Here is a 13,107-nt window from a genome sequence, read left to right as displayed (position 1 = left end):
CCCCGGCCCGTCCCATGAGTGGACAGAACGGATATAGAAAGACAGAAGGTCCGGGCCTTGTGCGTTCCCGCCAATGTGATGGGAGAACAGGCCATCGTGAAGTGTGTCCGGAATGAAAAAAGGCGCCTCGGGTGAGGCGCCTTGATACTTATTGATCCAGGAAGGACCGAAGTTTTCGGGATCGGCTGGGGTGCTTCAGCTTCCGCAGCGCCTTCGCTTCGATCTGGCGGATACGTTCGCGGGTCACGCTGAACTGCTGACCCACCTCTTCAAGCGTGTGGTCGGTGTTCATTCCGATGCCGAAACGCATCCGCAGCACACGTTCTTCACGCGGGGTGAGTGAGGCCAGGACCCGTGTCGTGGTTTCCTTGAGGTTCTCCTGAATGGCGCTGTCCAGAGGCAGCACGGCATTCTTATCCTCGATGAAATCACCCAGCTGGCTGTCTTCTTCGTCACCAATCGGAGTTTCCAGCGAAATCGGCTCTTTGGCGATCTTCATCACCTTGCGAACCTTCTCAAGCGGCATTTGCAGCTTTTCGGCCAGTTCCTCAGGTGTCGGCTCGCGGCCGATCTCGTGCAGCATCTGGCGACCGGTCCGGACCAGCTTGTTGATCGTTTCGATCATATGAACCGGAATTCGGATCGTGCGTGCCTGATCCGCGATTGAACGCGTGATGGCCTGACGAATCCACCACGTTGCATAGGTCGAGAACTTATAGCCGCGACGGTATTCGAACTTGTCTACCGCCTTCATCAGGCCGATGTTACCTTCCTGAATAAGATCAAGGAATTGCAGGCCGCGGTTCGTGTATTTCTTGGCGATCGAGATCACCAGACGCAGGTTGGCTTCGACCATTTCCTTCTTGGCCTGCCGCGCCTCTTTTTCGCCCTTCTGGACCTGCTGAACGATGCGGCGGAATTCGCTGATGTCCAGACCCACATATTGGCCGACCTGAGCCATGTCGTTGCGCAGCTCTTCGACCTTCGCGGTCGAGCGTTCGATGAACATCTGCCAGCCCCGGCCCGGCTTTTCCGCCATTTCGGCCAGCCAGTTGGGATCCAGTTCACGCCCGCGGTATTCGTCGATGAACTCGCGACGGTTTATCCGTGCCTGATCGGCCAGCTTCACCATCGAACTGTCCAGCGACATGACGCGACGGTTGATACCGTAAAGTTGGTCGATCAGCGCTTCGATCCGGTTGTTGTGCAGGTGAAGACCATTCACCAATTGCACAATCTCGGCCCGCAGCTTCTGATAGGTCTCTTCGTCTTTTTCGCTGAACGTGCCATCCTCGTTCAAGGTGGCCGAAATGCGGCTGTCCTGCATTTCGGACAGCATCGCGAAATCGGTTGAGATCCGCTCCAGCGTGGTCAGAACCTGATCCTTCAATGCCGCTTCCATCGCGGCCAGCGACATGTTGGCCTGATCGTCTTCGTCATCGTCGTCGTCGCTGGTGATCGGGTTGCCATCGGCATCCAGTTCCGGCCCGGCCTCTTTCGCGGGTTTCGCAGCCTGCACGGCAGACGCGTCAACGACTGGCGCGTCGCCATCTTCGTCCAGCTGGTTGCCGAATGTGGTTTCCAGATCGATGACATCCCGCAGCAGAATATCCTCGGACAGCAATTCGTCATGCCAGATGGTGATCGCCTGAAAGGTCAGCGGGCTTTCGCACAGGCCGGCAATCATGGTATTGCGCCCTGCTTCGATCCGCTTGGCGATGGCAATCTCGCCCTCACGGCTCAGCAGTTCGACCGAACCCATCTCGCGCAGATACATGCGAACGGGATCGTCGGTGCGGTCCAGCTTTTCGGTGGCGGCCCCGGCCAACGCAACCTCGCGGTTGCTTTCGGTGGTCGTCAGTTCGGTCGAGCCCTTGTTCTCTTCCTCTTCGGCCTCTTCATCTTCGATGATGTTGATGCCCATCTCGGACAGCATAGACATAACGTCTTCGATCTGTTCCGAGCTGACCTGATCGGGCGGCAAAACCTGATTGAGCTGATCGTAGGTGATGTAACCTTTCTCGCGGGCCTCGGCGATCATCTTCTTGACGTTGGCCTGGCTCATGTCCAGCGAGATTTCCTGGTCCTGCTCGTCGGATTTGCGATCTTCGGTCGTGTCTTTGGCGGCCATTCAATGCTCCTGCAGGGATGGGTGATTCGTTTGAACCGAATCATTAGCGCGTAGAAGTGATTCGGCCACCCGTTTACCCGTTTTTCTTTTCCAGTGCCTTACGAAAACACCATTTTACCGGCGTTTCCGCTCGAATTTGATGCCGGACATGATTGCCTCGAACGCGTCTTTCTCGTCGCGGTTGATTCGCGCCCCGTTGTCGGCGATGTCGAATATGGCCCTGTCTTCATTCTGGCTTCGGTTTGTCCGGTTGCGTTCTTCTGCCGCTTGCGCCAGCCGATATGTCAGCGCCTCATCGGCCAGATCAGACAACTCCTCTGCGGCTTCGGCAATCTCAGCATCCAACCCCCGGAGCGCTTTGATTTTCGCGAGTTCTTCGGCCAGAGTCATCTCGGCCTTTTCAACGTCGCCCGGTTTGAACACACAGGGGATTACGGCGACATGGCGAAGGGCCAGCAGGTTTTCAAGGGCCTCAGGCCCTAAAGTTTCGGCAATGTGGTCCTTCAGATTGTCCGGATCATCAATTGCATGGCGCAGGATTGCGGTTCGCAATGCGGCGTGATCAACATCGCGGCATTCCATCTCTTCCAGTTGGTGTTCGAACTGCACGACGACTTGGGGGTTAAGCGCGGCAATAGCCAGAATGGCCGCTTCGCGCAGTTGAATCTCGGCATTCTCGGACGAGGCCAGAAACGAGGACCGCGCGCCGGGCGTGGCGGGTTGTTTTGGCGGCACCCATTTGCCGCGCGGTTGCCATTGCCGGGATTGCGGTTGCCGTTGCGGACGGAACAACTGCCAGCGCAGGTCCTTGATCTCTTGCCCATAATGCGCCCGTATCGATGGGTCGCGGATCAGCTTGATTTTCTCGCGCAGGGACTTGTCCAAAGCCGCCTTGCGTTCAGGACTGTCGAACACCTTGCCGTCGGTCTCGCGCTGCCACAGCAGCTTGACCATCGGAATGGCACCATCCAGCACGGCCTTCACAGCGCCTGCCCCTTCGGCGCGCAGCAGGTCGTCGGGGTCTTTGCCCTCGGGCATCAGGGCAAACCGCAGCGACTTTCCAGCTTCGAGCATCGGCAAAGCCAGATCAACCACCCGCATCGCAGCGCGCAGACCTGCTGTGTCGCCGTCCAGCGCAATGATCGGCTCGTCCGATATCCGCCAGAGCAGTTGCAGCTGATGTTCGGTTATGGCGGTACCCAATGGGGCAACCGACGCGCCAAAGCCTGCTTCGGCCAGCGCGATCACATCCATATAACCTTCGGCCACGATCAGCGGCTGCCCCTTACCTGCCGCCTGTCGAGCAGGGCCTTGATTGTAAAGACTGCGCCCTTTGTCGAACAGCTCGGTCTCGGGCGAGTTCAGGTATTTCGCGTTGTCATTGGGGTCCATCGCCCGCCCGCCAAACGCGATACAACGCCCACGCGGATCGCGGATCGGGTACATGATGCGGTTGCGGAAGGTGTCATAAGGCTTTTTGCCCTTGTTTGACGGCTTGGCCAGCCCGGCCCCAAGGATCAGGTCCTCGGCCACGTTCTTGCCGCGCAGATGGTCCCACAGCGCCTGCCAATCGTCCGGGGCAAATCCAATCTCCCACCGGTCCAGCGCTTGCGCGTTCAACCCGCGGCGCGCGAGGTAGTCTCGTGCGGCGGCTCCTGCCCCGGTCTTGAGCTGCAGGCGGAAGAACTGCGCTGCCTGCTCCATCACATCAGCCAGCTGTGTGCGGTGGTCCTGTTTTTCCTGCGCCTTCGGATCGCGCGCAGGCATCGGCATCCCGGCTTCGCGGGCCAGAATCTCGACTGCTTCGATGAACGAGACATTCTCGGTCTCTTTCACAAAACTGATCGCGTCGCCTTTGGCGTGACAGCCAAAGCAGTAATAAAACCCCTTCTGATCATCCACGTGGAACGAGGCCGTCTTTTCATGATGGAACGGGCAAGGCGCCCACATGTCCCCTTTGCCCTGATTGGACTTGCGCTGGTCCCACATGACTTTGCGCCCGACAACCTGAGACAGGCTGAGCCGCGTGCGCAATTCGTCCAGAAATCCGGGGGGCAATGACATCTGCTAAACCTGCCAGAAATGAAAACGCGCGCCAAGAGGAAGGCGCGCAGTTGTCCACAGGGAAATGTCCGAGTTGTGGATTATTGTTGCAGGCACAGTTCAAGCCACGCCGCGCCCAGGTCTTTCTTGCGCACGTCCCGCATCTTTTGCTCATAAACCCAAGGTGTGATCAGCGGGATTGCAGCATTGTAGTTTTCGGGCCATGTCGGGCCGCTATCCGCCACCGCTTGTACAACGTCACGTTCTTTTACACGGTCCAGTCGCGCCTTTTGAACCGCAGCCACCACATCAGCTTGGTACTTGCAGCTTTGTTCCTTGGTTTCCTGAGCGGCCAAAGGGGTGGCCAACAGAGCCGCGACAAAAGCGATACGCAACATGGAATTCTCCGGAGATTCGTTTCTTTGAAGTAGATTGCCCGTCAACCTAACGGGCTGTCAGGGACATTCAAGCCGCAGCGCATGCTGGCGGGGCGAATTGATCACCCCGCCTGTCCGATTCAGAGACCTTTGGCGCGGTAGCTTTTCGCAACGCGGTCAATCGCCACGATATAAGCCGCCGTACGCAGGTCCTCGACATCATCACGGCTGTGCCAAACCTCACGCATCGACTGATAAGCAATACGCATTGTGTCATCGAGACCCGAGCGCACCAACTCAAGCTCATCCGCGCCTTTGAGGTACTTGGCCTTGAAGTCCGGCGACATCGACCAGGCATCGCCTAGGTACCGGTCCAGCCGTTCCAACTCGCTGACGATCAGTTCGTGGCGCGATTCTTCCTGGCGACGCTGCATCCGGCCAAAGCGAATATGGCTAAGGTTCTTGACCCATTCGAAATAGGATACTGTCACACCGCCTGCGTTGGCATACATGTCGGGGATAATCACTGTGCCCTTCTTACGCAGGACCTCATCCGCGCCAGCAGTAACCGGACCATTGGCAGCTTCGATAATCAGCGGCGCCTTGATCCGATCGGCGTTCGACAGGTTGATGACACCTTCCAAAGCCGCCGGGATCAGAATGTCGCAATCGGTCTCCAGCACTGCTGCACCTTCAGCGGAATGGGTCGCGTCGGGATAGTCTTTTACGCCGCCATGTTTGACAATCCACTGACGCACGGCTTCGACGTCAATCCCGTCGGGATTAAATAGCGCACCGTCCCATTCGATGATTCCGGTGATGCGCGCGCCATCTTCCTCGCTGAGGAACTTTGCAGCGTGATAACCTACATTACCAAGCCCCTGCACGATAATGCGCTTACCATCCAGTTTACCTGACATGCCTGCTTTTTGGATGTCTTCAGGGTGGCGGAAAAACTCGCGCAACGCGTATTGAACACCGCGCCCAGTCGCTTCGACCCGCCCCGCGATACCACCGGCATTCAGCGGCTTTCCTGTCACACAGGCGCGCGCATTGATGTCCGTTGTGTTCATCCGCGCGTATTGGTCAGCCATCCAAGCCATTTCACGCTCCCCAGTGCCCATATCGGGCGCAGGCACGTTTTGCGATGGGTTTATCAGGTCTCGCTTTGCAAGCTCATACGCAAAGCGCCGCGTGATCTGTTCCAGCTCATGCTCTTCATATTCTCGTGGATCAATGCAAAGCCCACCCTTGGAGCCACCAAACGGTGTTTCGACAAGTGCGCACTTATACGTCATCAGCGCAGCCAGAGCTTCGACTTCGTCCTGGTTAACCGCAGTGGCATATCGAATACCGCCCTTGACCGGTTCCATATGCTCCGAGTGGACAGACCTGTAACCAGTGAATGTGTGGATTTCACCACGCAGCCGCACGCCAAATCGAACTGTGTAGGTTGCGTTGCAGACACGGATCTTTTGCTCCAACCCCGGCGGCAGTTCCATAAGGGCGGCTGCCCTGTTGAACATCAGGTCAACACTTTCACGAAAGCTGGGTTCTTTGATGCCGGTCATAAAATCCTCCGTAGCGGTACATGACGATACGTCACGACGTTTTGTCGCACCACTGGCGGCATGCTGCAATCAAACAATGCACTTTTTTTAACCATTTTATAAACGCACGCTTAGTTGCCCTAGGGTGAGTCGCTCAGATCGGCCAACTCCTTAACGAATTGTTTTCATTTCATCGACAGATCACCTGAAACGGCCCAAATTATACCCCTTCGGCGCGTAAAAAGGCCAAAACCAAGCCTTTTTCGCCCAATTCACGCCACGTTTGAAAATTAACTTTGTCCCAAATCTCTTTTTCTTTGACGCACGAATTCGACGTGTGAGGCGGAGTAACCAGAATGCTAAATTCCTTGCTTTGTAACGACGGCTCGAAACCGAAGCGCAAAACGTTCAAGTTAGAGCAGTTCGCTCGGAACGAAGATGGCGTCTTCACTATTTTCGTATTGTTTATGGTGGTCCTGATGCTGGCAATTACCGGCATGGCCATGGATGTCATGAAGTATGAGCGTGACCGCGCCAGCCTGCAATCCACACTGGACCGCGCTGTGCTTGCTGCCGCGGACCTCGACCAGGACCTTCCCGCCAAGGCGGTCGTCGATTCTTACATGGACAAGGCCGGGCTGGGCAATCTGAATGCCATTACGACGGTTGTCGAAGGTTTCGGCTCCAAAAAAGTAAGCGCTACAGCCGAAGCGGTTGTTCCGACCCGCTATCTGAGGTTCGGCAAAGTCACTGAACTGGGCCTTGTTGCGACCAGTGCGGCTGAAGAATCCATTGGCGCTGTAGAAATCTCGTTGGTTCTCGACATTTCCGGCTCTATGTCGCGCTCGTCTGCCACACCATCGAAGACAAAAATCGCAGTGTTGAGAGAAGCTGCGTCGGAATTTGTCAGGCTCATGCTGGACAAACCTGACGAAACACAGATTTCAATCTCGATTGTTCCTTATGCAACGCAGGTCAACGCGGGTGCGCCAATCCTGGACAAGTTCACAAATGTCACGCAGGAGCACAGCTATTCGCACTGCGTAAACTTCATTCCGGAACAGTACAGCGATTCTGATCTGGAACGCGATGACACGTTGGAGCGCACCGCCCATTTCGATCCTTTCACCTATTCTGAAGGTTCAATCGACCTGCCCGTTTGTCCGGTCCGCGCAGGAAGTGCAATCACCCCTGTCACCGACAATATGAACAAACTGCTTGCTCAGATTGCGTCCCTCACCCCCGGTGGGAACACATCAATCGACATCGGTATGAAGTGGGGTACTGCCCTGCTGGACCCGAGCATGCGCGGAATTGTTCGCGACCTGTCACTGGAACAGGATCCATCCTATGCAGGTACAACAATTGTGCCATCAAAATTCTCGGTCCGTCCCTCGGACTATGACACCGACGTTCTGAAGATCGCTATTGTTATGACCGATGGTCAGAACACCGATCAATACATGCTTAACCCATCGCTGCGCGAAGGCTTGTCAGACGTTTGGTACAACTCGGAAGCCGGAGAATATACTGTGTATCATTCTCAGGGCCGTCCGAACTTTTTCTGGCCTCAGCAGGGCGTTTGGGCGGATCATCCCTACGGAAATCCGGAACCTGAGACACCTTTGAACGAAGAACTCGGAACTGCCGTTCGGCTGACATATCCTGAACTCTTCAATCGAATTTCATTGGCCTCGAATGCACGCGACAACTATTACTGGCAGTCCAGCGGTTGGGCGGAATGGTATTCCCAGGCCTACGCGAAAGTTGAAACGTCGGCCAAGAACCAGCACACCAAGCACATTTGTGATGCGGCCAAAGATCAGGGCATCATCGTTTACGGTATCGCGTTCGAGGCGCCCAGAAGCGGGTACAGGACCCTCAAAGACTGTGCCAGCTCTGACAGCCACGTCTATGACGTAAGTGGCCTGAACCTTGAGAAAGCCTTTGAATCCATCGCATCGTCGATCCGCAAACTGAGGCTAACCCAATGATCAGCAGAAAGCTGTCGATGCTCCGCCTGTTTCGACAATCCGAGGCAGGCAATGCGACAATCGAGTTCATCATGCTCGTACCCTTCTTCCTGGCGCTTCTCGTGGCAGGAGCCGAACTGTCCATCATCACGATGCGGCATGCTGCTTTGGAGCGTGGGGTGGACCTGATCGTAAGGGATATTCGGCTGGGTACGGGTACGGACTGGAATCACGACGTGATCAGGGATCGGATTTGCGAAGTGTCCGGAATCAAGGATTGTACAGGGAATTTGCGACTGCAAATGGTCAAACAGGACGCGTTCGCTGGTATCGTGCTTTCAGACAGCATCCCCTGCACGGACAGTTCCGAAGATCCCAAACCGGTTCTGGATTTCAAAAGCGGCCAATCCAACGAGTTGATGATCTTGCGGGCCTGTTTGCGCATAGATCCGGTTCTTGAGACCTCAGCCATTGCCAAGCTTGTCCCGGACGCTACCGGTCACTACGCGGTGACCGCAACAACGGCATTCGTACAGGAGCCACTGTAAGATCATGTCTGTATTCCGAAACCTGAAGAATCGCTTCAAAGTATTCAAGAAAGACGAAAGTGGCATTCTGACCGTAGAAGCCCTCATGATTTTTCCTCTGATGTTATGGACGATCACGTTCACGTTCACAGCATTCGAGGGGTTTCGTCAAAGCGCATCCAATCTGAAGGCAGCTTATACGATCAGCGACCTGATTTCGCGTGAAACGCAGGCAGTGACCGATGTATATATTGACTCGTTGCACGATTTGGCAGGCAAGATGATCAACAATCGGTCAGACGTGAAAATGCGGGTCTCTCTGATCGTTTACGATGAAGACGATGAACGCCATTATGTGCGCTGGTCGACCGTACGCGGCTTTGATCAGGAATGGGATGACAACAGAATCGATGAAATCGAAGACCGCCTGCCGCCAATGCCCAATCAGGACACCGTTATTCTGGTTGAAACGTCCAATGAATACATCCCCACGTTCCGACCGGGCTGGGATTTTGCGACAGGTATCACCTTTGAGAACTTCATCTTTACCCGTCCCCGCTTTACAAACGAAGTTGCTTGTAACTTAACCCAGACCCCGTTCGTCTGCACAAATAGCGGATAGAATTTCGGACATGAACTTGGCTTCGGCGGCAGATGTCATGCCGCCCACGCCAACTCGGTGACCAACCCGCCACCACAATCCCGGAGCCCAGCGGTTCGCCGCCTTGTTTCGCGTACGGACCAGAAAGCCGTTTGACGGTTTGAACGCGAACACACCACGATCTACCGTTTCAATATCGGCCACTTCTGCGATGATCTCACCCGACCCCGTTCGCAACTCGGTCCGCGTCAGTTCGATCCAGTCTTCTGTGGCGCGCCAGACACGAAGCGCCAGCCAAAGCGATGCACCGCCAACGACAAACAGAAACACTTGCCAAACCGGTTCGGGTGGCGATGCCAGCGCGACATAGGTAACCAGCATTCCAACCGTTGTCAGCATCCCTACCCCGGTCCATCGTCTGGGGGATGAGGCCTGAATTGTTGCCAACACGTCGTCCTGCATGGATGTCTCCTGTCTGATCCGCTTCGATCTAGCCATTTTGCGCCGGAAACAACAGAGGCTTGGCCGCAAAACAATTTCGCACAGGTCCGGTTATTTCATGCAAATTGACTGCCGTGGCGCAGAGATTACATGCTGCCCGGATGAAACGGAGGTGAACATGTCCCTTAGACCGACGTTAGAAACACGCAAAGCCATTCCCACAATGGAAGGGGCTGGTGTCAAACTTCACCGTGCATTCGGGTTTCAGGATCCGTCCGAACTGGATCCTTTTCTGCTGTTCGATGATTTCAGAAACGACCGCCCGCAGGATTATCAGGCCGGGTTTCCGTGGCACCCCCACCGGGGAATTGAAACGATCACTTACGTTCTGACCGGCACAGTCGAGCATTCGGATTCGCTGGGTAACACCGGCACGCTTGGCGCCGGCGATGTGCAATGGATGACCGCAGGATCCGGCATCCTGCATCAGGAAATGCCAAGCGGCAACATCTCGGGTCAGATGCACGGCTTCCAGCTGTGGGGCAACCTGCCTTCGGACCAGAAGATGACCGCCCCGCGCTATCAGGACGTTCAAAGCAAGGACATCCCCGAAATCACCGATGACGATGGCACCACAGTGCGGGTGATCGTAGGTGAGTTCTGGGGTAAGACCGGACCCGTAGACGGGATAGCTGCTGACCCGCAGTATCTGGATATCTCTGTCCCGGCAGGTGTGAAGAAAACCTTCCGGATCGATACGTACCGCCGTGCTTTCGCCTATGTGTTTCAGGGTCAGGCCGCCTTTGCCGATGCCTCGCAGCCGACAGGTGTGCTGTTGGAAAAGGAAATCGCCGGGCAAGAGGTCAATATCCGCGACATGTCAGGGGATCGCACGCTTGTCCGTTTTGGCACTGGCGATGAAATCACCGTTCAGGCTGGCCCCCAAGGTGTGCGGTTCCTGCTGATCTCTGGGGCTCCAATCAATGAACCCGTCGCGTGGCATGGCCCCATCGTGATGAACACGCGGGCCGAACTGGAACAGGCATTTCGCGAGCTGCGCAATGGCACGTTCATTCGCCCCGCGCACTAACAGCGTGACGGTTTGATCCTGTCAGGCCGTCACTGCCTTGTGCACCATGTTCCAATAGATCTCCTCGACTTCGTCCAGTGACAGGCGACCGCCCGAACGGTACCAGGTCATCACGCCGTTCAGCATGGCTATCACGGCCAGCGTTGCAATCTTCGTGTCCGAAATTGCGAATTGTCCGGCCTGCTGCCCTGAATCAAGGATGCTTTCCAGCACGTTTTCGTATTGGCGCCGCAAGTCTTCGATTTCAGCAAAGTTTTCGGGCGAAAGATTGCGCAACTCCATATAGGCGATGAAAACTTCGTCGGGGCGTTGCAAATGGAAGCGGATGTGAAAGCCGATAAACTGGCGCAAAGCGTCTTCGGCATCGTCGCAACGGCCCATTGCATCAAGCGCCTCAAGCAGGTCCTGCATGTGTTCGCGCATCAACCGGTGCAAAAGGCTCTGTTTGTCGGGCGTATAGTTATAAAGCGCGCCTGCCTGTACGCCGACCTCTTTTGCGATCTGCCGCATCGAGACAGCGGCATACCCATAGCGGGCAAACAGGTGCAGCGCGGCCTTGCGGATTCGCGGGCCGGTTATGTCGGAATGTGAGCCTTGAGTGCGTGCCATGGGTCTACAGTATATGAACAGATGTTCATATAGAACCCCGCTTGAACGATGTCGTCAAAACGTGCATCACGATGGGGCAACAAAGACCGAAAAGCCTGCGACATGAAACTGCTGCCTGTTTTGCCCCTTATTCTATTTTGCGCCGCCTGTGCGGACATTCCCGAGTTGGAAGGCAGCGAACCGGCTGCAGTTAGATCCGCCCCCTACCCGCGCCTTATTCCGTTGCAGGAAACCTTAGGGCCACCGGTGGACCCGATCCATCAGGCAGCAGCAGTCGAAGACGATCTGACCCAACGCAGCAATGCCTTGGCCCAAAAGGCGCAGGTGCTACAAAACGCGCAAACCAACTGACGCGTCATGAATCACCCCCACTATCCCCGGTGACGGATTGCACCCTTGGCCTGAACCCGCTAAGGCAGCGCTGATTGGACAAGCATCCGACACCAGAAAAATTCGAGCGGAAAAGGACCCACGACATGACACAGGCACTGCGGCTGGGAATTGCGGGCTTGGGAACGGTCGGCGTGGGTGTCGTCAAGATCGTCCGCCGCCATGCAGAATTGTTGCAGGCCCGTACAGGCCGTTCGATTGAAATCGTGGCTGTATCCGCGCGCGACCCGAACAAGGACCGTGGCGTGAACCTGTCGGATTATGCCTGGGAAACCGATCCGGTTGCACTGGCAAAACGCGACGACATAGACGTTTACGTCGAATTGATGGGTGGCGAGAACGGTCCTGCCAAAGCCTCAGTCGAAGCAGCATTGGCCAGTGGCAAGGATGTGGTCACCGCCAACAAGGCATTGCTGGCCATCCACGGGCAGGAACTGGCTGAAAAGGCCGAGGCCGCCGGTCGTGTGATCCGGTTTGAGGCCGCTGTCGCTGGTGGTATCCCGGTGATCAAGTCCCTGACCGAAGGTCTGGCGGGGAACGAGATCACCCGCGTGATGGGTGTCATGAACGGAACGTGCAACTACATCCTGACCCGGATGCAATCGCAGCGTCAGGGCTACAATGCCCTTTTCGATGAATGCGCCGAATTGGGATACCTTGAGGCCGACCCCAATCTGGATGTCGGAGGTATCGACGCTGCGCACAAGCTGGCTCTACTATCCTCGATTGCGTTTGGGACCAAGCCGAATTTCGACGGGATCGAGATTGAGGGTATTCAGCAGATCAGCCTGGACGACATTGATCAGGCCGAAGACATGGGCTTTCGCATTAAATTGCTTGGCGTGGCGCAGCGCACCGCGCGCGGGCTGGAGCAACGCATGCAGCCTTGCCTAGTACCCAGCGACTCGCCACTGGGCCAGCTGGAAGGCGGCACCAATATGGTCGTGATCGAAGGCGACGCGGTTGAGCAGGTTGTTCTGCGCGGCCCCGGCGCAGGCGAAGGTCCCACAGCCAGCGCTGTGATGGGCGATGTCTGCGATCTGGCGCGCGGATTGCAAATCCCGACCTTTGGCCGCCCAGCCACCACGCTTGAAACCGCAGTTCCCGCCGTCACCGGTCGACCTGCGCCGTACTATCTGCGGCTGGGCCTGCTGGATAAACCTGGTGCATTGGCCAAGGTTGCGGCCATTCTGGGCAATGCCGGGGTGTCAATTGACCGGATGCGCCAATATGCACATGCCGAAAGCACAGCGCCTGTGCTGATCGTCACCCATAAGACCACCCGAACGGCGCTGGACGTCGCGTTGGAGGGTTTCCGCGAAACCGATGTGGTTGCAGGCGACCCAGTTGCATTGCGGATTGAAGCGGTTTGACC

12 protein-coding genes are annotated in these 13,107 nt (G+C 56.3%); 6 read left to right on the top strand and 6 right to left on the bottom strand.

Annotated features, from left to right (window positions below; all coding sequences use genetic code 11):
- Positions 1 to 148: 148 nt before the first annotated feature.
- From rpoD to AC2FLO_RS09630, 4 genes are all read right to left on the bottom strand, one after another.
- Positions 149 to 2,131 (bottom strand): RNA polymerase sigma factor RpoD, encoded by a 1,983-nt coding sequence (gene rpoD, locus AC2FLO_RS09645; protein WP_209504318.1) that lies wholly within the window; start codon positions 2,129 to 2,131, stop codon positions 149 to 151.
- A 114-nt stretch (positions 2,132 to 2,245) separates the two neighbouring features.
- On the bottom strand, positions 2,246 to 4,195 hold the full coding sequence (dnaG, locus tag AC2FLO_RS09640) for a DNA primase (protein ID WP_496752962.1): 1,950 nt from the start codon (positions 4,193 to 4,195) through the stop codon (positions 2,246 to 2,248).
- A gap of 80 nt (positions 4,196 to 4,275) precedes the next feature.
- On the bottom strand, positions 4,276 to 4,572 hold the full coding sequence (locus AC2FLO_RS09635; protein WP_267366003.1) for a hypothetical protein: 297 nt from the start codon (positions 4,570 to 4,572) through the stop codon (positions 4,276 to 4,278).
- Between the two features lie 119 nt (positions 4,573 to 4,691).
- The gene (locus AC2FLO_RS09630; RefSeq protein WP_496752963.1) at positions 4,692 to 6,122 is read right to left on the bottom strand and encodes a Glu/Leu/Phe/Val family dehydrogenase; all 1,431 of its coding nucleotides are present in this window, start codon (positions 6,120 to 6,122) and stop codon (positions 4,692 to 4,694) included.
- Between the two features lie 335 nt (positions 6,123 to 6,457).
- Here AC2FLO_RS09630 and AC2FLO_RS09625 point away from each other — a divergent pair, with 335 nt between their 5' ends.
- Genes AC2FLO_RS09625 through AC2FLO_RS09615 form a run of 3 tightly spaced genes read left to right on the top strand, consistent with a single transcriptional unit; the run spans position 6,458 to position 9,223 of the window.
- Positions 6,458 to 8,095, top strand: a complete 1,638-nt coding sequence (locus AC2FLO_RS09625; RefSeq protein ID WP_496752964.1) for a pilus assembly protein TadG-related protein — start codon at positions 6,458 to 6,460, stop codon at positions 8,093 to 8,095.
- Entirely contained in the window at positions 8,092 to 8,622 is a 531-nt protein-coding gene (locus tag AC2FLO_RS09620; RefSeq protein ID WP_480583474.1) for a TadE/TadG family type IV pilus assembly protein, read from the top strand. Before AC2FLO_RS09625 ends, AC2FLO_RS09620 begins: the two co-directional genes overlap by 4 nt.
- 4 nt (positions 8,623 to 8,626) lie before the next feature.
- Positions 8,627 to 9,223, top strand: coding sequence for a TadE/TadG family type IV pilus assembly protein (locus tag AC2FLO_RS09615; RefSeq protein WP_496752965.1), 597 nt, complete (start codon positions 8,627 to 8,629; stop codon positions 9,221 to 9,223).
- On the opposite strand, the gene AC2FLO_RS09610 is transcribed toward AC2FLO_RS09615, so the two are convergent.
- Positions 9,185 to 9,664, bottom strand: a complete 480-nt coding sequence (locus tag AC2FLO_RS09610) for a hypothetical protein (RefSeq protein ID WP_496752966.1) — start codon at positions 9,662 to 9,664, stop codon at positions 9,185 to 9,187. The two genes, AC2FLO_RS09615 and AC2FLO_RS09610, sit on opposite strands and share 39 nt — an antisense overlap.
- Before the next feature lie 157 nt (positions 9,665 to 9,821).
- Here AC2FLO_RS09610 and AC2FLO_RS09605 point away from each other — a divergent pair, with 157 nt between their 5' ends.
- A complete protein-coding gene (locus AC2FLO_RS09605; RefSeq protein ID WP_496752967.1) occupies positions 9,822 to 10,733 on the top strand; it encodes a pirin family protein in 912 nt (303 codons plus the stop codon).
- A 21-nt stretch (positions 10,734 to 10,754) separates the two neighbouring features.
- Here AC2FLO_RS09605 and AC2FLO_RS09600 read toward each other — a convergent pair whose 3' ends face one another.
- Positions 10,755 to 11,342, bottom strand: a complete 588-nt coding sequence (locus AC2FLO_RS09600; protein WP_267366137.1) for a TetR/AcrR family transcriptional regulator — start codon at positions 11,340 to 11,342, stop codon at positions 10,755 to 10,757.
- A gap of 102 nt (positions 11,343 to 11,444) precedes the next feature.
- Between AC2FLO_RS09600 and AC2FLO_RS09595 the strand changes: the two genes are divergently transcribed.
- Positions 11,445 to 11,693 carry a hypothetical protein gene (locus tag AC2FLO_RS09595; RefSeq protein WP_496806704.1) on the top strand — a complete coding sequence of 83 codons (249 nt, stop codon included), beginning with the start codon at positions 11,445 to 11,447 and terminating at the stop codon, positions 11,691 to 11,693.
- Between the two features lie 125 nt (positions 11,694 to 11,818).
- Positions 11,819 to 13,105: a homoserine dehydrogenase gene (locus tag AC2FLO_RS09590; protein ID WP_267366139.1), complete on the top strand. Its 1,287-nt coding sequence runs from the start codon at positions 11,819 to 11,821 to the stop codon at positions 13,103 to 13,105.
- The last annotated feature ends 2 nt before the right edge of the window (positions 13,106 to 13,107 follow it).

It is taken from the genome of Ruegeria sp. TASC047, assembly GCF_059612445.1.
This window is presented reverse-complemented; position numbering and strand designations above follow the sequence as displayed.

Excerpts from the sequence above, each read along its gene's own strand:
- rpoD (WP_209504318.1), bottom strand. The coding sequence starts at position 2,131 with ATGGCCGCCAAAGACACGACCGAAGATCGCAAATCCGACGAGCAGGAC.
- dnaG (WP_496752962.1), bottom strand. The coding sequence starts at position 4,195 with ATGTCATTGCCCCCCGGATTTCTGGACGAATTGCGCACGCGGCTCAGC.
- AC2FLO_RS09635 (WP_267366003.1), bottom strand. The coding sequence starts at position 4,572 with ATGTTGCGTATCGCTTTTGTCGCGGCTCTGTTGGCCACCCCTTTGGCC.
- AC2FLO_RS09630 (WP_496752963.1), bottom strand. The coding sequence starts at position 6,122 with ATGACCGGCATCAAAGAACCCAGCTTTCGTGAAAGTGTTGACCTGATG.
- AC2FLO_RS09625 (WP_496752964.1), top strand. The coding sequence starts at position 6,458 with ATGCTAAATTCCTTGCTTTGTAACGACGGCTCGAAACCGAAGCGCAAA.
- AC2FLO_RS09620 (WP_480583474.1), top strand. The coding sequence starts at position 8,092 with ATGATCAGCAGAAAGCTGTCGATGCTCCGCCTGTTTCGACAATCCGAG.
- AC2FLO_RS09615 (WP_496752965.1), top strand. The coding sequence starts at position 8,627 with ATGTCTGTATTCCGAAACCTGAAGAATCGCTTCAAAGTATTCAAGAAA.
- AC2FLO_RS09610 (WP_496752966.1), bottom strand. The coding sequence starts at position 9,664 with ATGCAGGACGACGTGTTGGCAACAATTCAGGCCTCATCCCCCAGACGA.
- AC2FLO_RS09605 (WP_496752967.1), top strand. The coding sequence starts at position 9,822 with ATGTCCCTTAGACCGACGTTAGAAACACGCAAAGCCATTCCCACAATG.
- AC2FLO_RS09600 (WP_267366137.1), bottom strand. The coding sequence starts at position 11,342 with ATGGCACGCACTCAAGGCTCACATTCCGACATAACCGGCCCGCGAATC.
- AC2FLO_RS09595 (WP_496806704.1), top strand. The coding sequence starts at position 11,445 with ATGAAACTGCTGCCTGTTTTGCCCCTTATTCTATTTTGCGCCGCCTGT.
- AC2FLO_RS09590 (WP_267366139.1), top strand. The coding sequence starts at position 11,819 with ATGACACAGGCACTGCGGCTGGGAATTGCGGGCTTGGGAACGGTCGGC.